The following is a 19,015-nucleotide window of genomic DNA, read 5'->3' as shown; positions in this document are numbered from 1 at the left end:
CGGCCCGCGGCATGTGAAACGTCGCAAACTGAGGCCTGACACATGACCGTACCCGATCACATGTACAAACTGTTGAAAGAATCTCTTGCATTGAACGGGGCATCCACACATGGGAGGGCGATCTCATCGGAGGGTCCAAAAATAGCTACATTGCAACTCTCGTCGAACGTCATTCTCGGTACGTCATGCTGGTCAAAGTCGCCAACAAGGATACCGAAAGTGTCGTCACGGGGCTGATTAAATCGGCTCATAAATTGCCGCGTGAACTCTACAAATCTTTGACATGGGATCGTGGGAAAGAGCTGGCAGACCACCCGCGCTTCACGCTAGCAACCGACGTAGACGTCTATTTTTGCGATCCTCAGTCTCCCCTCTCATTGCTGCAAGCAGCAACTGCCGGGCAATGCGTGGCAACGCGGATCAAATGAGAATACCAACCGATTGCTAAGGCAATATCTGCCTCGTGGGACTGATCTGTCGGTTCATTCGCAAGCCAAACTCAGCGCTATTGCCAGACAGTTGAACGAACGACCCCGCAAGACCTTGCAATATCAAACCCCAGCTGAGAAGTTCGCCCAGTGTGTTGCGTCGATCAGTTGATCCCGCCGCGCATTGAGGACGCAGCAAACAAACCCAGCTTACGCGGCTCCTGGAAATACGGACGATGCCTGATACCAGCTGGCGGATATTATGAATGGACTGGGGAAAAGGTACGAAGGTGCCGCACTTCATTCAATCTGCTACGAACCAAGAAACCCTTTGGCTCGCGGGCTTGTTTTCGGAGTGGAATGACTTGCGAACTTGCACGATTACGACCCGTGAGGCCAATGAAACTGTATCGGCGGTCCATCACAGAATGCCTGTTATCCTTGATACCGCCGAGGAGGACGAGTGGCTAACGGGGCATGAGGGGCCCAATATTGGTGGCGCTTCGCAATTGCGGCATCATCCAGTGGGGCGCTTTGGTATCGCGGATGTTGGTGCGGGACTGATCGAACTGCTTGATTGAGTGGTTTTCGAGGCCGTTTCTTATGGATTGCTCGGCATTTAGAGATCAATAAAATAAGGGGTATAATCGGCCTTCGAAAGGCACAATCGGCATAGTTGGAGGGGAAGGGTGTCATAGTAAGTTGTCATAGACAAAGCCCGCAATGCGATGACTTAGGCAGAGAGGCACGCACTTGCTCAAAGTGTGATGCTTTCAGTGCCGGACCACTTGAAATAGAATAATAGAAGTCGCGTAATAGAACTGGAATTTTAAGTGTTGAGATTGCAGACAGCGCAGGAATATTTCTGAGGATTAAGCAATGAAGAAAACAATGGGGCGAGCAATTAAGTTTCGAGAGCAAGTCCTGAAAGATCTTCGGAACCCTTTGAACCTACTGATTTGGAACCGTGATGATACGTATGCGCGGGACGTCGAGAAACGGATCAAGGACGCATTTGCGTTCTATGTTGATCCGGATGGTGTGGATTTTTTACAAGAAGGTGTCCAAAAACTCGGTGAAGAGGATTTCTTCCAAGCAATCTCAAATATGGAGCTGCCTTTCGGCAGTATTTGGTTGGAGTTCGATGCCAAAACTGAAGACGGCATGAATGAAGGCCGTATCGGTGTCGTAGCGGACTTCATCCCAGACGGACTGCGTGTATTTTCGGCTCAGCTGTTCAAGCTGCCAGAGGACAAAGGTCTGGTGATCCTCTATTCCGGTTCAGAAGTGCTATTCAAACGTGATGGGCAAGTTGAAATATTGGACAATCCCGCTGCTTTTCATCAGGACCTTCTATCGGAAAGGGAGAAAGGGCGACTGCAGCGAGGCGTCCCTCCGCGCGACCAAATTGGCGAAGATACAATTCGGCAACGTGAAAGTGATGCCTTAAGGTATGCCGTCCGCTGCGTCGCACTGCTACTGGCTATATCGGGCCTGCATCGTCGACCGGAAATTCTTGATGTTGAGAAATCACAGGAGCCATCAAAACGTATCGTAAAGCAGTTTGAGCGGCGCGGAGAAGCCGCACCTGCGTACGGGCTTTCTGTCATTCGTCTGGGCAAGGAAGGGCGCGCTGCCGCATCTATTCAGCACGAGGAGGCCAAGGCAGACGGTCGTCTAAAGCGGTCGGCACATTGGGTGAGGGGGCATCTATTTCTGGCGAGGAACGGAAAGCTCACTTGGCGGAAGCCACATGTTCGTGGTGAGGGAGTTGCGATCGCTAAGCCGCGCCACTTTACATCGTAAACGATGCCAGCCACTGAGGGCTCTCTTAGTGGACTTGGATGCGGTGCACAGCAAACGACTCGTGTATGCTGGCCCGGCTTGAAACACCTGCCGTGGGGGAAGCAACTGGAGGTTTCTTTCTCAAAAGGAGATGAACATGCAAACTATTCGTCCAAAAAATGTTCGCGTAAGCGATGTCTCAAAGCACTGGAACTTCACTCCGGACATGGTGCAAAGCATACTCATATCTAAAAAGTTGCGCAACGGGTTTCAGTTTTTTATGATTTCAAGCTATAATCACGCGACCGAGGCTGACCAGTCTCGGCTTGTTATATATCATGGGAGAGGGACTAAAATGTTTGCACGCGTCACACAATACAAGATGAAACCCGGCTCAATGGAAGCCACGACCGCGATCATGAATTCACTAAAGAGCTAAATTATGGGAATGCCCGGGATGCATAATTTCATCAATGTCGCGAATGAGGATGGGAGCGGCTATGTCATTTCTGTGGTCGAGAGTGAGGTGACTTCGAAGGCCAACGCAGCAAAAGTTGCGGAACTCTGGGGCGCATTTTCTGACTATATGGAAGCCGCCCCTAAAGCTGTCGGTTTTGACGTAGTTGCAAATTGGAGCAATTAATCCGCGCTCGTCTTCGCTAACGTTTTTACATTTTATGACGCAATCAACTAATGCGCTCCCAGTCTTAAACATGTTTGCTGAAATGCCTCGCCAAACGAATAGAAAAGTGCGGAGAAGCTTGGATGGAGAGGTGACGTTGCGAAAGCGTTCGCGCTAAAATTCGCGTAGGAGAGGTGGTCCTGCTTTTTCGACCAGTTCGCAGCCAGTTTAAGGTGGATCAGGGATTCATTTAGGCTGCAGATCTCATTGTTCTGTTTTTCTGTCATAGGCTTCATATGGGGTCAAGATTCTGTGCGTGGATGTGGGCGTTCTGCGTTGTAATACGCCATCCACTTTCCAATCCTGGCGCGTGTTTCTGAACCGTTTTCAAATGCGTTCAGGTAAATGCATTCAATTTTCAGGGACCGCCAGAGCCGCTCGATCATGCGGTTGTCGACCCAGCGGCCCTTACCATCTATTACCGGTAGGTGATGCAGAGCATCACTGAGAGGCATGGATATCTTCACGTCGGCATCTTTCAGCGCCTGTGTCCATTCAAAGCCGGTGAACTGGCTGCCTTGATCCATTGCCCGGCAGGGTCTTGCGAAGCAATGCGCGAGAGGGGGTATTCATGATCTTGGGCTTATCGTATTTGGCGATGGCCTCGTTCAGGGCTTCAACGCAAAAATCCGCTTCCATACTGTTCGATAAACGCCAGCTCAAAACCTTGCGACTGTGCCAGTCCATAATCGCCACCAGATACAGAAACCCACGGTGCATAGGGATGTAAGTAATGTCGACACACCAGACCTGATTTGACCGACTAATTGTCAATTTCCTCAGCAGATATGAATAAATCTTATGCTGGGGGTGTTTCTTGCTGGTGTTTGGCGTCTGATAAATAGGCACAAATCGCATAAGCCTCATCAGGCGGCGCACACGATGACGTCCGCATTTGTGACCCTGTCGCCGCATGTGCCACGCCATTTGCCGAGACCCATACCATGGTGTTTCAAGAAACAGCTTATCGATCAATTCCATGAAGCGCAGATTTTCGGCACTTTCACCCTTCGGCTGATAATACAGACTCGAGCGCGACAGCGACAACATCTGGCATTGCCGCCGCAAACTGATCTTCGGGCGATTTCTCTCAATGCACATCCGCCTGCGATCCTTGCTCAACAATCCCAGGCGCGTTTCAAAAAATCGCGCTCCACCACCAGTTGACCAATCTTGGAATGAAGTTTGTCTATCGTAGCATCGTCGACCTGTGCAGGATCGCTGCCTCGTTTGGAAAACCCGGCAACCATATTCTTAATCGCGGCTCGCTTCCAAATTCCAATCTGCGTGGCCTCTCGGTGTTTGCTTGCAAACACCTGCCGGTAATAGATGCACGCTGTACTTCTTCGATAACTCCGCCATTGTCATTTATTCGCGGATTGCTTCAAGCGCTACCTTGGCTTTGAAATCGGGCGAATGGTTCTTTCGTTTTGTCATTTTGGATCATCTCTCTCACAAGTTGATCCACCTTAACTACTAATCCCAATTCCCGCGACCACCTCTTCCGATGAAGCCAGACCGATTTCTGAATTTGCCAAGGCGTTTCTTGAAGCAGCACCAGAGCCCGGGGAGGCTGTGGAAGCCTATCTCCAGCATCTCAGCCCAAATGGATGGTCCGGCAGCCGAGCAGATATCATGGAGCACCGATTGGCAGCCATCGTTTCTTTGGCCGATCAACACTCGCCGGAGGTAGCAAGCACTGTCGCTCGTCTCACCCCAGCTATTAGCGGCCGTATTGACCGCATTCGTCAGTCAGAACAGAATGAAGACCGTGAGCGCGACCAGAGTTTCGAGTAAGCGTCGTCATGTCTGTAAGATGTTTTAATCGCGCGAGTTGTTGAATTCCTGATCGCTTCGACATTCTTGCGGATGTTTCGTCCATGACGGATAAACTAGGCCGAGTCTTACCCATTCCAGCAACCTCCGACACAATCCTCAGTCTAATGGGGGACTAATTGGGGGATGTAAAATTTCTAACTTGGAGTAAATCCTTCAAAATCAGCTTGATAGTGATTTTTAATGGCGGAGAGACAGGGATTCGAACCCTGGGAACCCGTTAAGGCTCAACGGTTTTCGAGACCGCCACGTTCGACCACTCCGCCACCTCTCCGCGTAGGATCCGTGGGCGGTTTAGTCTGGGGCGAAGAAATCTACAAGCTCTTTTTGCACCGTCGTGTCGAATTGCGCTAATCACGGGCGCTGACTGCAAATTGAAGGGGAGGGTGCTTAAATTATTTGTTAGAATACACTATGTCTATATGAGTCGCCAAAAAGGGGTATGTATGCGGTCTGTTATGTTAGCCATTGTGTTTGTGCTTGGGATCGTTGGCCCCGTCGTCGCCGAACGGGAGGCGGATCTGAATCGATTGTCCGAAATTCTGCTTGTGGATGACATGATCGAAATTTTGTCCGACGAGGGGATGCAATATGGCGAGACCCTTGGGATGGAACTTTTTGACGGGCGTGGCGATGCCGATTGGGAGCGCCGCCTAACGGCGATCTATGCGCAGGACAGAATGAAGGCAGAGTTTCGCGCAAGCTTCGACCCGCTTTTGAGTGACGAGACCCTTGCTGCCGCGCTGGCGTTTTTTAATACGCCCTTCGGCGAAAAGCTCGTGCGGTTGGAAATGAGCGCGCGTTTGGCAATAAGTGATCCCGACGTAAATGCGGCAAGCGAGGCGCGTTTAAAGGCAATGATCCGCAACAATGACCCTCTTTTACCCCGCATACGAGAATATATTAAGGTTTACGACCTTATAGATATGAATGTGGCAAGTTCGATGAACGAAACCTTCGAGTTTTTGTCGGCAATGGGCGATATGGGAGCGTTAACAGATGACATGACAGAGAGCGCAATTCTGGCGGATGTCTGGCAGGATGAACCCCAAATTCGGGCGGATACGACGGAGTGGTTGATGACTTATTTAACCATGAGTTATTCGCCATTATCCGAGGACGAAATGACAAAAAACATTGCGTTTGGCCGCACAGACGCTGGCCGACAATTTAACAATGCGATGTTCAAAGCCTTTGGGGACGTCTATGCGGAGATCTCGCGTAAATTGGGGCGTGCGGCTGCGGGGTACATCCTGAGCGAGGACATTTAGACGGACCTCTTGCGAGGGCGTTTCCGTTAACAGACATTGAGACATTAAAAACCCGTTCAGAAGGGGATAATTCCCAAAGGTGCCTTGACTTCGCTGGGGTTTACGATGATAAGCCGCCATCTTAGTGCGGGATTCCTACGGGATTCCTGTATTGAGAATGATTTTTTTTACCGCCCATAGGGGCGCGCTGTCCGAGGTGCCATTCTGGCGAAACTCCCAAATTTGGGGACCACAAGACGCGGAAATTGCGAAGGAAGACTAAATGTTTGCGGTTCTAAAAACCGGCGGCAAGCAATACCGGGTTCAAAGTGGCGACGTGCTGCGTATTGAACGTATTGCTGCAGATGCGGGCGAAACTGTTCAGTTCAACGAAGTTCTTATGGTTGGTGCCAATGTTGGCGCCCCTTTGATCGAAGATGCTGCTGTGCAAGCCGAAGTGATCGACCAGATCAAAGGCGAAAAGCTTATTCACTTCGTAAAACGTCGTCGTAAGCACGGCTCGCAACGCACAAAAGGTCACCGTCAACGGCTGACCTTGGTTCGGATTACGGATATCCTTGAAAAAGGTGCTGCGAAATCTGGCGTTAAACTTGCACAAGGCACGGGCTCTGTTCCTGCTTCTGTGGTTGCTGCGATGGCTCCAGTTGTGCCAAAAGCGAAAAACGCTCTTTCTGCACGTGCAGCGGCTGCGGCGGCTCCGAAAGCGGAAACTGCTGTGAAAGCTCCTAAAGCAAAAGCGGCGAAAGCTGCCCCTGCTGAAGCGGCTTCCGGCGCAGACGATTTGAAAAAATTGTCCGGTGTTGGACCCGCGCTTGAGAAAAAACTGATCGCGGGTGGTGTTACTTCCTTCGCTCAGATCGCTGCTTGGACAGATGCTGACGTTGCAAAATTTGACGAGGCGCTCTCGTTCAAAGGCCGCATCGAACGCGAGGGCTGGATTGCCCAAGCTCAAGAATTCACTAAAGGCTAAGGAGAGACCAGATGGCACATAAAAAAGCAGGCGGTTCATCCCGTAACGGTCGCGACTCAGCTGGTCGTAGACTTGGTGTAAAAAAATACGGTGGCGAACTCGTTATCCCGGGCAACATTATCGTGCGTCAGCGCGGAACAAGAATGTACCCAGGTGCTGGCGTTGGCATGGGCAAAGATCACACGATTTTTGCAACATCCCTTGGCAACGTAAAGTTCCACAAAGGCCTTAAGGGCCGTACATTTATTTCGGTTCTCCCAGTGGCGGAGGCCGCAGAGTAAGCCGAAACCTAGTGTTTATTTTTAGGGTCGGCGGAAACGCCGGCCCTTTTTTTATTTCTGTAACATGGCTCTGTTAGACGGGCGAAGGTTCAGGAATTTAATAAAATTTTAAGGAACTCGGTTCACACCCTTGGGTGCCAATATCTAAAGATCACATCCTGAAAGGTTTTCGTGGAATCCCTTGTTGGTTGTGGTTCAAGCCCCCATGTAACGGGGGTGAATGTGATGCTTGGCCGGTTATCGGAGCGGACCAGAGAAAAAGCGGCCTTCCATGAGGGCCCAATAAAGACAGGCGGGAATGGCCCCCACGGGCCTCGTGTCTGTTTGTGAGGTTCGGAGGAGCTTAAACATGAGAGTAGAGACAATTGCAGGTCAGCAAGTAATAGAAACAGAACGGTTTATTTTGCGCCCCGTGCAAAAATCCGACGCAGGCCAGTTGCGCATGTATGCAGGCGATCAACGCGTGGCAGAGTTTACGAGTTCCATCCCACATCCATTGCCGCGCGGCGCGACCCAGAGTTTCATTGAGCGCGCTCTTAATCCGGAGCGCAGTGAAGACGTCTGGATTATGGCCTCGACGAAGGATGAGGTTTTGGGCGTTATTAGCCTAAAAACGATGGACCGTGCGCAATCTGAAATCGGTTATTGGGTGGCACCCGCTTTTTGGGGGGCAGGCTATGCGTCCGAAGCGGTGCGTGCGATTCTTGAGGCGAACCCGCAAAAGTGCAAAACAATTTTCGCAGAAGTCTTCCAAGATAACCCAGCCTCGGCACGGGTTTTGACCAATGCGGGGTTTGAGTACCTTGGCGATGCCGAGAAGTTTTCTGTAGCCCGCAACACGAGTGTGGCCACTTGGACCTATCTTTTGAAATACGCTTAAAGGACGTTTAGGACAGTTTCGTTTCGGCCGCCCTTTGCCAAATATTCAGGCCTCTTCTGATGTTATAGGAGGGTTAAATGCTTCGATCCTTTGTTGAAAAGTAGTTTTGAGAGACATACAGTAACAGTGGTTTTACGGATTTTCGGCGTCAGGGTGCTTTTTGCGCAAAATTGACGGCGAAAATTGTGTTTATGGGGCCCGCAAGTGCCTTGCAGGCTTGAGCCTGCGCCTGAACTCCGATAACGCCTGACACAGTCGCAATGGAAGGCCGCCAGACATGAAGTTTCTCGATCTATGTAAAGTTTATATTCGCTCTGGTGGCGGCGGGGGCGGTTGTGTGTCGTTTCGGCGCGAAAAGCATATCGAATACGGTGGCCCCGATGGCGGCGACGGCGGACGTGGCGGCGATGTGATTGCCGAGGCCGTTGACGGCCTCAATACCCTGATCGATTTTCGCTACCAGCAGCACTTTTTGGCGCGCAGTGGCCAACCCGGAATGGGGGCCCAACGCACGGGGCACGATGGCGCGACCGTCATTTTGAAATTGCCTGTCGGCACGGAAGTTTTGGACGAAGACCAAGAGACCGTGATCGCGGATTTGACCGAAGTTGGGCAGCGGATTGTCTTGGCAAAGGGTGGCAACGGCGGTTTTGGCAACCTGCACTTTAAAACCGCGACCAACCAAGCGCCACGACGTGCGAACCCCGGTCAAGAAGGCATTGAACGCACCCTTTGGTTGCGCCTGAAATTGATCGCGGATGCGGGTCTTTTGGGCATGCCAAACGCGGGGAAATCCACATTTTTGGCCGCAACATCCAATGCGCGTCCCAAAATTGCGGACTATCCGTTTACCACAGTTTACCCGAACCTTGGCGTCGTTGGTGTTGACGGTGCGGAATTCGTTATGGCCGATATTCCGGGACTGATTGAGGGCGCAAGCGAAGGGCGGGGCCTTGGCGATTTGTTCCTTGGACACGTCGAACGCTGCTCTGTTCTGTTGCATTTGATCGACGGTACCGCCGAAAATGTGGCCCAAGATTACCGCACGATCATCCACGAATTAGAAGCCTATGGCGGCGAATTGGCCGACAAGCCGCGCATAACCGCGCTCAATAAAATCGACGCGCTGGACGAAGAAGAACGCGCCGAAAAACGCGCCGAACTTGAAGCCGCCGTCGGTGGTCCGGTTATGATGATGTCGGGTGTGGCAAAAGAGGGCCTTACGGATGTTCTTCGGGCTGTCCGCGCTGAAATCACGGCGGACAAATTGCGTCTGACGAAATCACACGAAGAACCCGAGCAATGGCAACCCTAAGAACGTCTGCTGAAATTCTGGGCGCCTCAAAACGCCTCGTTGTTAAAATCGGTTCCGCGCTATTGGTGGACCGCAACACAGGTCAATTGCGCGAGGACTGGCTCGCGGGATTGGCCGCGGATGTTGCTGAAACTAAGGCGCGCGGCGTTGACGTTATCCTTGTGTCTTCGGGGTCGATCGCATTGGGGCGCAATGTGTTGGGCCTTTCCAAAGGGGATCTGCCACTAGAGCAATCACAGGCCGCCGCCGCCGTCGGGCAAATTCGCCTTGCGCGCGCCTATGAAAATGTTTTGGCTCCGTTGGGGCTTATCACAGCGCAAGTTTTGGTAACCCTCGAAGACAGCAATGATCGGCGACGTTACTTGAATTCTCGCGCGACCATGGGCCAGTTGCTTAGTCTTGGCGCGATCCCCATCGTCAATGAAAACGACACGGTGGCCACCGATGAAATCCGCTTCGGCGACAATGACCGCCTCGCGGCCCAAGTTGCCGTGACAACAGGCGCGGATGTTTTGGTGCTGTTGTCGGACGTTGACGGGTTTTATAGTGCAAATCCGAGCCTTGATCCCACGGCGAAACGCTTCGATTATATTGAGGCGATCACACCGGAAATCGAGGCTATGGCGGGTGACCCCACCTCGGGCCTGTCCAAAGGCGGGATGAAAACCAAAGTGATGGCGGCGAAAACCGCGACGGGCGCGGGTTGCGCCATGGTGATCTCCGAAGGCTCTCCTTTGCGGCCCCTGAAGGCGCTGCTGGATGGCGCGAAATGTACTTGGTTCATCGCCCAAGTCGATCCTCAGACCGCGCGAAAACGCTGGATTGCGGCGATGAAACCACAAGGCAGCCTCCTTGTCGATGCCGGGGCCGCACAGGCCTTGGCGCGCGGTAAATCGCTGTTGCCCGCAGGGGTAACCGAAGTGCGCGGCAAATTCGGACGCGGAGATCCGGTTCAGATTTTGGGCCCCGACGGGCCTTTGGGCTGTGGCTTGGTGCGTTATACCGCCGCCGAGGCGCAATTGATCAAAGGCCTCGCGTCCGATCAGTTTCCGGACGTACTTGGATATCCGGCCCGCGCCGCTTTGATCCACCGCGATGACATGGTTCTCTAAGCCGTTTGTGATGCCGTCTATGCCAAAAAGTGATTGTGAACAGGCTTGGATTTAAGGCCCAAATAATCTTATATGGCGTCAAGATTATGTTTCCATATTTGAAAGTTGCCCCATGAAAGATAGCGAAAATATTCCCGCCCTGATGAAAGACATCGGAACACGCGCCCGCGCGGCTGCACGTGAATTGGGATTTGCATCGGGGCCTCAAAAGGAAGCCGCACTTCTTGCCGCAGCCGATGCCGTTTGGACCCGTCGGGATGAGATCGTCGCAGCCAACGTTTTGGATATGGAATTTGGCCGTGACAAAGGGTTGTCGGCCGCGATGCTCGACCGATTGATGTTGGACGAGGCCCGCATTGAGGCGATCGTTACCAGCCTGCGTGCGGTTGCGGGGCAAAACGATCCCGTGGGCGAGATTCTGACGGAATGGGACATGGAGAGCGGCCTCCATATCAAGCGAGTGCGCACACCATTAGGCGTCATTGGCGTTATTTACGAAAGCCGCCCGAATGTGACGGCGGATGCTGGGGCTTTGTGTTTGAAGGCTGGCAATGCGGTCATTCTGCGGGGCGGTTCTGAGAGCTTCCATAGTTCGGGCGTCATTCATGCCTGTCTGCAAGATGGACTTAAATCGGCGGGGCTTCCCGTTGATGCGGTGCAACGTGTCCCTACACGGGATCGCGCTGCGGTCGCAGAAATGTTGCGCGCCACCGAGTTCATCGACGTGATCGTGCCGCGCGGAGGAAAGGGCCTTGTGGGGCTTGTCCAGCGCGAAGCACGGGTTCCGGTTTTTGCGCATCTCGAGGGAATTTGCCACATCTATGTGGACGCCGCCGCCGACCCAGAGAAGGCGTTGAAGATTGTCGTGAATTCGAAAACACGGCGCACGGGGATTTGTGGTTCGGCGGAATGTTTGTTGGTACACAAGGATGTGGCGGCGACATTGGGGCAAGCTATCGTTGACGCGCTCATCAAGGCGGGCGTCGAAGTGCGGGCGGAAGGCATGAATGGGTCTGTCGAAGCCTCAGCGGACGATTTTGGCAAAGAGTTCCTTGATATGATCATCGCCGCGAAGGTTGTGGACGATATTGACGGTGCCATCGCGCATATCCAAAACTACGGCTCAAACCACACCGATTGTGTTATCACCGAGGATCAAGCGGTTGCCGACAGGTTCTTTACCCGCCTCGATAGTGCGATCTTGATTCAGAATGCATCGACCCAATTTGCCGATGGTGGCGAGTTTGGAATGGGGGCGGAAATCGGCATTGCTACGGGTAAAATGCACGCGCGTGGCCCCGTCGGTGCGGAACAACTCACCAGCTTCAAATACATCGTTGTTGGCGATGGCACGATTAGAAAATAGCCCCAAAGAGCGCGGCATTGGTCCCAGAACCAGTGCTGCGCGCTAAAACCGAATGGAAATTTCGGTTTCCCGTAATTCCGCGTTCATTTTCTTTTGTGTGGCTTTCAACGCTTCGGGAACCAGCGCAAAATGCACCAAAGCCGGCGTGACTTCTACGGACGTATTTGGGTCCGACATTACGCCCCAAATTTCTGGGTTGATTTTCATTTTCTCGGCCCGCCCCAGCAATTGCCATTGTGCGCCATCATGCTCGACTACAATATTCCCCCCATAGGGCATCGCGGATTCCAGACATTGGATCAACAAGAAAGCCAGCTTGCCTTCGGAGCGGGGTAGGTCACTCAACACGTTCCACTCATAGGACACCCGCCCACCTGCGCCGAAACTCTTTAGGATATCGCGCAATTCTGAATTGCTAATCTTTTGCCCCTCACGCGCAGCACCATAGGCCACGCGGAAAAAACGAATCCGTGCGTTGGCATTTGCAACACTCTCAACGATGAGGCCCATTTCGGGCCCGTCTATGCTCCCACCCATTTGAAGCAGTTCAACCCCATTGCCGATTGCGCCCAAAGGGCTGATAAGATCATGGCAGATACGGGATCCAAGGAGGGCGGTGAGGTCTCGTTGATGTGTCGGCATGAATAATCCTAGAAAGCGAAAGTGAAAAAATGAATGATCTATTAGAGCCCGGAATGTTTGTTAGGCATCCCGGAAAACCAGAATGGGGTCTTGGGCAAGTACAATCGGTTATTAATGGTAAAATAACCGTTAATTTTGAACAATGTGGAAAAATAACCATCGATGGTCAAAACGTTTTCTTAACCCCGATATATGACATCGACTCTGAACAAAAGTGACGTGGGGAATTCGGGCGCAAAGGTTGCATGATAGCGCCGTTTTGCCTAGAAGTCCCAGAGTTTAGCGGAGCGCTCCCCATCTATGTCGACGTCTGATCCCAAGTTTGAAACACGCCTCGCGGTAACCGAAGCGGATTTGCGGGCCGCACAGCGGTTGCGGTATGAAGTTTTTATCGATGAGCTTGGTGGGGACGGCCCACTTGTGGATCACGAAGAACGGCTTGAGCGCGATGAATTTGATCCGTTTTACGACCATCTGATCCTGATTGACTCGTCAAAAGATAGCGAAAAAGGCGAGCATGTCGTGGGCGTTTATCGTCTGTTGCGCGGTGAAAAGGCCGCGGATGTGGGGCGGTTTTATTCGGAGAGCGAATATGACCTTTCGGCGCTGAAATCCTCTGGTCGCAGGCTGCTGGAATTGGGGCGCAGTTGTGTGCACAAGGATTATCGCGGTGGCACCGCAATGTTCCACCTCTGGAACGGTCTTGCAAGTTATGTCCTTGACCACAATATAGAAATCCTTTTTGGCGTGGCCAGTTTCCATGGCACTAACCTCGAAGAACTGCGCCAACCCTTGGCCTATCTACATGCCAACCACCTTGCGCCGCCCGAGCTTCGTGTGCGCGTGTTGGAAAATCATTTCCAGTCGATGGACCTTGTTAATGTTGCGGATATTGATCGCCGCGCCGCGATGATCAACACGCCCGCATTAATCAAAGCCTATTTGCGGCTGGGCGGTTTTGTGGGCGAGGGGGCCTATATTGACCATGCCTTCAACACCACCGATGTTTGCCTCTTGATGGATACTGAAAAAATGAATGCCAAGCATAAAAGTTTTTACACCAAGAACCGCGCCACATGAATCCGACGTGGACCTCAGAAACGCTCCCAGAGCAGCCCAAAATAACGGCCTCTGGCTATGTTCGTGCGGTTTTTCGGGGGGTGCCGCTTCTGCTGATTACCACGTTTTGTTTGCTCCTTATGCTCGTGTTGCGGCTCGTTGAACGTCCGATTTACGGATTGCGACGCCCGTTTACGCCTTTCATCACGCAATTTGTCTGTCGGAGCGCCTTTTTTCTGTTGGGGGTTAAGTTCTCGACGCGTGGTGAACGTATGCGGCACAAGGGGGCGGTTGTTGCTAACCACTCGTCATGGCTGGATATTTTTGCTTTGAACGCGCGCAAGCGGATCTATTTTGTTGCGAAATCCGAGGTTGCGCTTTGGCCTGGAATTGGCTGGCTCGCGCGCGCTACAGGGACCGTTTTTATCGCGCGCCGCCCGTCAGATGCCAAAAAACAGCGTGAAATTTTTCAGTCGCGCCTCCTAGCAGGGCACAAACTTTTGTTCTTTCCTGAAGGGACGTCAACGGACGGACTGCGGGTTCTTCCTTTTAAATCAACGCTTTTCGCGGCGTTCTTCGCGCCCGAAGTTGTTGAAGAAACATGGGTTCAGCCGGTAACGCTCAATTATACCTCCCCCGAAGGGGAAAGCGCGGGTTTTTACGGCTGGTGGGGGGATATGAGCTTTGGGGCGCATTTCCTCAAAGTCTTAGCGGAAAAGCATCAAGGATCGGTTCAGGTGATCTATCATCCAGCAGTTCCCGCGCGCGATTTTGTTAGCCGAAAAGGCTTGGCAACGTACTGTCAGCAAACTGTTCAGAATGGATTAACGCCACCGTTGGATTAATGCCAAGGTGGCGCTGCCCTTAACCTTTAATTTTCAAAATCATCGCTCTGAGGGTTTCTAGCGGGTCATCTTTGGACCAGATTTCCGTACCTATGCCAAAGAAGTCGACCATAGGTGCTAGAAGTTCAATGTTTTCGAGCGAGAGCGCACCTTCGGCCACCATGGGCACTTCGATCATTTCGCTCCACCACTGAAACAAATCTAGCTCCGCGCGGGTGCCGTCTCCGAGGGGCGTCATGCCGACGGGACCAAAGGCCACATAGTCCGCGCCGTTTTCGGCGGCGGCCATGCCGTCATGATTTGAGGCACCACAAAAGGCACCGATGATTGCGTCTGCGCCGAGTTCTTTGCGGGCGTGGCGCACCGTGCGCGCACCGTCCAGAAGATGGACACCATCTAGCCCCAAACGCTCGACCAATTGGATGTGACGGTCGATAACAATCGCCACGTCGCGGCTCTGACAGACGTCGCGCAAAGCATCCGCGGCACGCGAAATGCGGTCTTCGTCGTGGCTCGCCATAGCAAGACGTACACAAGAGATCGCTTCGCCGTCTAGAACCCGCGCTAATTGATCGGGAAACTGCGATAATTCGAACTCTGGAGGGGAGATAAGATAGAGTTGTGCGGTTTCGGGCGCGGTTTGATCGTCAGCCATTTTATGGTTCCTTGGTGGATTCTGTGCCCGTCATAACGGGGATTTTTGGGCTTGGCTACTTAGGAGGCAGGCTTTTGGCATTTGCCAGCGAAAGTTCTATCCATTTACGCCGTTTTTCGTCGTCTGCAATGGCTTCTTCGCTGGCGTCGATCATTCCGCCCATGGGACGGCCCGTAAAGGAGAGGGGCGCTGCGCCCTCAATTGCCAAGGCTTCGGCTTCGCGGGCCTTGCCGGGGCGAAACATGCCACCGCCTTTATGAACGCCGCAAACCATATGGCCGCGATAGAGAAAACACATCCCGCCAAACATCTTCTTTTCGGTGATCCCGTCAACATCAAGGAAATCTTCGCGCATCATTTGGGCAAGCCCTTCGTCATATGCCACGGTCTTCTCCTTGCGTTGCGGTTTTGGGGAGCGTAACACGTGCAAAAGCATTCGCAAATCCAATCATAAGAAGGCATATCCTGTGAGCGAAGAAAATTGGCGAGGGCCCCAGCCGTCCTTTATATTAGTGCGTCCACAGATGGGCGAAAATATTGGCGGTGCGGCGCGTGCCATGTGGAATTTCGGCCTTGATCGGATGCGCATCATTGAGCCGCGCGACGGTTGGCCAAATCAAAAGGCCGTCGCAATGGCGAGTGGAGCAGGACGGTTGCTTGACGAGGCGCTGATCTATGGAAACGCGCCCGATGCCTTGGCGGATTGCAATTATATATTTGCAACAACCGCGCGTCACCGCGACCTGACCAAACCCGTGATGACGCCCGAACGCGCCATGGAGCACGCCCGTGCGCTGATCTCGCAGGGTCAGAAGGTTGGTGTGATGTTTGGGCCGGAACGGGCAGGGCTTGAGAACGAGGATATCGCGCGCGCCAACGCGATCATTTCGGTGCCCGTTAATCCCGAGTTTGCCTCCCTGAACCTTGCGCAATGTGCGCTCCTAATGGCCTATGAATGGCGTCGTCAAAACTCCAATGTTCCCCCCGAAGTCGTCGCTATGGCCAAAACCGAGTTTGCACCCGATATTGAGATCCAGAAACTCGGCGATCATTATGAGCAACGTCTTGATGAGGCTGGGTTTTTCTATCCTGAACCCAAGGCCATTAGCATGAAGCTGAACCTACGCAATATGTGGGCGCGGATGCCGATGACGCGCGCCGATGTGCAAATGATGCATGGTATGCTGCGACAACTTCTCCGCAAAAAAGACTAGATTTGAGCCAAGATATGGGCCTAGTTTGCTTGGCCTAAAATACGGAGCGATCCCATGAGTAAACCGCGCACTATATTTGAAAACGTCGGCGATGCGTCTGCGCCCGCCATAGCAAATCCGGGCGGTATTGACCGTGCGCCCAAGGGGGCGCGTCGTGGCATTCGGGCGTGGTTGATGCTGATCTTTGTGATGGTGGCCTTGATGGTTGTGATTGGGGGGCTGACGCGTCTCACGGACTCGGGCTTGTCGATCACCGAATGGCGGCCGATCACGGGCGCCATTCCACCTATGGGCGCCGAAGCATGGGGGCTGGAATTTCTCAAATATCAGGCCACACCGCAATATGAAGCGCTCAATCGCGGCATGGAATTGTCGGAATTTCAATTCATCTATTGGTGGGAATGGGGCCATCGCCAACTTGGCCGCACCGTTGGCCTTGTATGGGCGCTCGGGTTCCTTGGTTTTGCCGTGACGCGCTCTATTCCTACAGGTTGGACGCCACGTTTGCTCCTGTTGGGGGCGATGGGCGGGCTTCAAGGCGCGATTGGCTGGTGGATGGTGGCCTCTGGGCTGGAGGATGGCATGACGTCCGTTGCGTCCTATCGCTTGGCTACGCATCTGGGTCTTGCGTTTGTGATCCTTGGGCTTTGCGCGTGGTACATCCTCCTTCTGGGACGCCGCGAAGTTGATTTGATGAAAGCGCGGCGTGAACGCGAGGCGAAGCTGTTCTCCATGTCCACGGGGCTGATGCATTTTGCCTTCCTGCAAATCCTACTGGGCGCGCTTGTGGCGGGCATTGATGCCGGACGCAGCTTTACCGATTGGCCGTTAATGGCGGGCACTTTCCTTCCGGATGGCATGTTCGAACTCACCCCGCTCTGGACCAACTTTTTTGAGAACGCGGGCCTTGTACAATTCGTGCACCGTATGGCGGCGTACCTACTGCTGATCTTTGCCTTTGTCGTCTGGCGGAGGTCGCGCAAAAGCGGCAAGGCGATCACGCGGCGGGCCTTTGATCTAGTGCTTGTCATGATGATTTTACAGGCGATTTTGGGCGTTTTGACCGTTTGGAATGTTGCGGTTTTGCCCATTGCGATTCAGCACCAAATCGGCGCGTTGCTCCTTTGGGTGCTCATCTTGAACGCCCGCTTTAACGCGCAATATCCACGTGAACAATTGATCCGGAGAGCCTAAATGACAGCCTTTAAGATCCTGATGGATTTCACCCGTCAAACCGTCGCCTTGGGGCAAATTTCGGGACGTTTGGGCTGGGATCAAGAAACCATGATGGCCGAAGGCTCTGGCGCGCAACGGGCCGAAGAAACCGCCGCCCTTGAAGGGGTTTTACACGCACGTCGCACCGATCCAAAGGTCACGCAATGGCTAGCGGATATCCACGACGCGACTCTTGATCAAGCAGGCCAAGCCCAGATGCGCCTGATCCGTGAACAACATACCCGCGCAAGCAAAGTCCCTGGAGATTTGGCGGCGGAAATCGCGCGTGTAACCTCCTCGGCGCAAGGGATTTGGGCACAGGCCCGCGCGGCGGAAAACTTCGCGCAATTCGCACCGACCTTGGAGCGCGTCATTGCGTTGAAACGCGAAGAAGCGCAGGCGATTGCAGGAGATGGCGATGTCTACGACGCCATGTTGCAAGATTATGAACCCGGAACTTCGGCCAAAGAAATCAGCGCGATGTTTGACGCATTGCGCCCAAGGTTGGTAGCTTTGCGCGGGAAAATTCTTGGGTCTGAAACCACCCCCAAGGCGCTGGATCGTGACTTTGATCCCGATTTGCAAATGGCCCTGAGCAACAAGCTTGCCCAAGGATTTGGCTATGATTTCAACCGTGGTCGCCTTGATAAAGCTGTGCATCCTTTCTCAAGTGGCTCGGGCAATGACGTGCGGATTACCACCCGCACAGACCCGCGCAATCCGTTCAACTGTATCTATTCGACGATCCACGAGGTGGGCCACGCGTGCTATGAGCAAAACATCTCACAGGACTATCTGCTGACGCCTGTGGGGAATGGTGTTTCGATGGGTGTGCATGAAAGCCAAAGCCGGATTTATGAAAACCAGATCGGCCGTGGCGCGGCTTATTCGGACTATCTGTTCGGTCAAATGACCCAAACATTTGGCGATATTGGTGTGGCGGATGCTGAGGCATTCTTTGCCACAGTTAACCGTGTCTCCTCGGGTTATATCCGCACTGAAGCTGATGAAATTCACTATAACTTGCACGTTTTGTTGCGCTTTGATCTTGAGCGGCAATTGGTGTCAGGCGAACTGGCTGTGGCTGACCTTCCCGAAGCGTGGAACGCGCGTTTTGAGGCTGATTTTGGCGTGAAAGTGGACAAGCCAAGCAACGGTTGTTTGCAGGATGTACATTGGTCCGTTGGGCTATTTGGGTACTTCCCAACCTACACTTTGGGCAATGTGTACGCGGGCTGTTTGAACCAAGCGATGCGCAAGGATCTTGTTGGTCTGGATACAGAGTTCGCGCAGGGGAACACCTCCCGCGCGACACAATGGCTGGCTCAGAACGTGCAACAACATGGCGGCCTTTTTGAGAGCCGCGACGTGATTGCCCGCGCAACGGGCGGCATAGTGAACGAGCAGCCGCTTCTGGCCTATCTCGAAGAAAAATTCGGCCAGATATATAATCTGTAAG

The 19,015-nt window shown here is 53.1% G+C and carries 19 protein-coding genes, 1 tRNA gene and 3 pseudogenes; 18 read left to right on the top strand and 5 right to left on the bottom strand.

The window, feature by feature from the left end:
• Window positions 1-110: 110 nt before the first annotated feature.
• The 5 genes and pseudogenes from AB9F26_RS07620 to AB9F26_RS07600 all read left to right on the top strand — a co-directional run.
• Window positions 111-600, top strand: a pseudogene (locus tag AB9F26_RS07620) (IS30 family transposase); the annotation flags it as partial.
• A pseudogene (locus AB9F26_RS07615) lies at window positions 579-659 on the top strand (hypothetical protein); the annotation flags it as partial. The pseudogenes AB9F26_RS07620 and AB9F26_RS07615, both read left to right, overlap by 22 nt.
• A gap of 35 nt (window positions 660-694) precedes the next feature.
• Window positions 695-1,009 carry an SOS response-associated peptidase family protein gene (locus AB9F26_RS07610; protein ID WP_369767730.1) on the top strand — a complete coding sequence of 105 codons (315 nt, stop codon included), beginning with the start codon at window positions 695-697 and terminating at the stop codon, window positions 1,007-1,009.
• A gap of 298 nt (window positions 1,010-1,307) precedes the next feature.
• The gene (locus AB9F26_RS07605; RefSeq protein ID WP_369767729.1) at window positions 1,308-2,234 is read left to right on the top strand and encodes a hypothetical protein; all 927 of its coding nucleotides are present in this window, start codon (window positions 1,308-1,310) and stop codon (window positions 2,232-2,234) included.
• Window positions 2,235-2,670: 436 nt separating this feature from the next.
• Entirely contained in the window at window positions 2,671-2,856 is a 186-nt protein-coding gene (locus AB9F26_RS07600) for a hypothetical protein (RefSeq protein ID WP_369767728.1), read from the top strand.
• 243 nt (window positions 2,857-3,099) lie between these two features.
• On the opposite strand, the pseudogene AB9F26_RS07595 reads toward AB9F26_RS07600, so the two are convergent.
• Both AB9F26_RS07595 and AB9F26_RS07590 read right to left on the bottom strand, forming a co-directional pair.
• Window positions 3,100-4,332, bottom strand: a pseudogene (locus AB9F26_RS07595) (IS3 family transposase).
• A gap of 583 nt (window positions 4,333-4,915) precedes the next feature.
• Window positions 4,916-5,005 (bottom strand) — tRNA-Ser (locus AB9F26_RS07590).
• A gap of 172 nt (window positions 5,006-5,177) precedes the next feature.
• Here AB9F26_RS07590 and AB9F26_RS07585 point away from each other — a divergent pair.
• The 7 genes from AB9F26_RS07585 to AB9F26_RS07555 all read left to right on the top strand — a co-directional run bounded on the left by AB9F26_RS07585 (window position 5,178) and on the right by AB9F26_RS07555 (window position 11,926).
• The gene (locus AB9F26_RS07585; protein ID WP_369767727.1) at window positions 5,178-6,002 is read left to right on the top strand and encodes a DUF2059 domain-containing protein; all 825 of its coding nucleotides are present in this window, start codon (window positions 5,178-5,180) and stop codon (window positions 6,000-6,002) included.
• A gap of 262 nt (window positions 6,003-6,264) precedes the next feature.
• On the top strand, window positions 6,265-6,972 hold the full coding sequence (locus AB9F26_RS07580) for a 50S ribosomal protein L21 (protein ID WP_039000633.1): 708 nt from the start codon (window positions 6,265-6,267) through the stop codon (window positions 6,970-6,972).
• An 11-nt stretch (window positions 6,973-6,983) separates the two neighbouring features.
• On the top strand, window positions 6,984-7,253 hold the full coding sequence (gene rpmA / locus AB9F26_RS07575; protein ID WP_039000634.1) for a 50S ribosomal protein L27: 270 nt from the start codon (window positions 6,984-6,986) through the stop codon (window positions 7,251-7,253).
• A 349-nt stretch (window positions 7,254-7,602) separates the two neighbouring features.
• Entirely contained in the window at window positions 7,603-8,133 is a 531-nt protein-coding gene (locus tag AB9F26_RS07570; RefSeq protein ID WP_052274637.1) for a GNAT family N-acetyltransferase, read from the top strand.
• Window positions 8,134-8,410: 277 nt separating this feature from the next.
• Window positions 8,411-9,448, top strand: a complete 1,038-nt coding sequence (gene obgE, locus AB9F26_RS07565) for a GTPase ObgE (protein WP_369767726.1) — start codon at window positions 8,411-8,413, stop codon at window positions 9,446-9,448.
• Entirely contained in the window at window positions 9,436-10,560 is a 1,125-nt protein-coding gene (gene proB / locus AB9F26_RS07560) for a glutamate 5-kinase (RefSeq protein ID WP_369767725.1), read from the top strand. The genes obgE and proB overlap by 13 nt, the downstream gene beginning before the upstream one ends.
• A 112-nt stretch (window positions 10,561-10,672) precedes the next feature.
• Window positions 10,673-11,926: a glutamate-5-semialdehyde dehydrogenase gene (locus AB9F26_RS07555; RefSeq protein WP_369767724.1), complete on the top strand. Its 1,254-nt coding sequence runs from the start codon at window positions 10,673-10,675 to the stop codon at window positions 11,924-11,926.
• Window positions 11,927-11,968: 42 nt separating this feature from the next.
• Here AB9F26_RS07555 and AB9F26_RS07550 read toward each other — a convergent pair whose 3' ends face one another.
• The gene (locus tag AB9F26_RS07550; protein WP_039000638.1) at window positions 11,969-12,568 is read right to left on the bottom strand and encodes a histidine phosphotransferase family protein; all 600 of its coding nucleotides are present in this window, start codon (window positions 12,566-12,568) and stop codon (window positions 11,969-11,971) included.
• A gap of 29 nt (window positions 12,569-12,597) precedes the next feature.
• Here AB9F26_RS07550 and AB9F26_RS07545 point away from each other — a divergent pair, with 29 nt between their 5' ends.
• From AB9F26_RS07545 to AB9F26_RS07535, 3 genes are all read left to right on the top strand, one after another.
• Window positions 12,598-12,786: a DUF3553 domain-containing protein gene (locus AB9F26_RS07545; protein ID WP_335584323.1), complete on the top strand. Its 189-nt coding sequence runs from the start codon at window positions 12,598-12,600 to the stop codon at window positions 12,784-12,786.
• Window positions 12,787-12,868: 82 nt separating this feature from the next.
• Window positions 12,869-13,648 (top strand): GNAT family N-acetyltransferase, encoded by a 780-nt coding sequence (locus tag AB9F26_RS07540; RefSeq protein ID WP_369767723.1) that lies wholly within the window; start codon window positions 12,869-12,871, stop codon window positions 13,646-13,648.
• Window positions 13,645-14,472 (top strand): lysophospholipid acyltransferase family protein, encoded by an 828-nt coding sequence (locus AB9F26_RS07535; RefSeq protein ID WP_335584325.1) that lies wholly within the window; start codon window positions 13,645-13,647, stop codon window positions 14,470-14,472. Before AB9F26_RS07540 ends, AB9F26_RS07535 begins: the two co-directional genes overlap by 4 nt.
• Window positions 14,473-14,491: 19 nt before the next feature.
• Here the strand turns inward: AB9F26_RS07535 and AB9F26_RS07530 are convergent, their stop codons facing one another.
• Window positions 14,492-15,127, bottom strand: a complete 636-nt coding sequence (locus AB9F26_RS07530) for a thiamine phosphate synthase (RefSeq protein WP_039000642.1) — start codon at window positions 15,125-15,127, stop codon at window positions 14,492-14,494.
• A 55-nt stretch (window positions 15,128-15,182) separates the two neighbouring features.
• A complete protein-coding gene (locus tag AB9F26_RS07525) occupies window positions 15,183-15,512 on the bottom strand; it encodes a TfoX/Sxy family protein (protein WP_335584327.1) in 330 nt (109 codons plus the stop codon).
• Window positions 15,513-15,594: 82 nt separating this feature from the next.
• On the opposite strand from AB9F26_RS07525, the gene AB9F26_RS07520 reads away from it, so the two are divergent.
• From AB9F26_RS07520 to AB9F26_RS07510, 3 genes are read left to right on the top strand one after another with little or no spacing between them, the layout of a single operon-like run.
• Window positions 15,595-16,341, top strand: coding sequence for an RNA methyltransferase (locus AB9F26_RS07520; RefSeq protein ID WP_335584328.1), 747 nt, complete (start codon window positions 15,595-15,597; stop codon window positions 16,339-16,341).
• A 54-nt stretch (window positions 16,342-16,395) separates the two neighbouring features.
• Window positions 16,396-17,535, top strand: coding sequence for a heme A synthase (gene ctaA, locus AB9F26_RS07515; RefSeq protein WP_335584329.1), 1,140 nt, complete (start codon window positions 16,396-16,398; stop codon window positions 17,533-17,535).
• Window positions 17,536-19,014 (top strand): carboxypeptidase M32, encoded by a 1,479-nt coding sequence (locus AB9F26_RS07510; protein ID WP_335584330.1) that lies wholly within the window; start codon window positions 17,536-17,538, stop codon window positions 19,012-19,014.
• The last annotated feature ends 1 nt before the right edge of the window (window position 19,015 follow it).

It is taken from the genome of Falsihalocynthiibacter sp. BN13B15, from assembly GCF_041205415.1.
GTDB classification, from domain to species: domain Bacteria; phylum Pseudomonadota; class Alphaproteobacteria; order Rhodobacterales; family Rhodobacteraceae; genus Falsihalocynthiibacter; species Falsihalocynthiibacter arcticus.
This window is presented reverse-complemented; position numbering and strand designations above follow the sequence as displayed.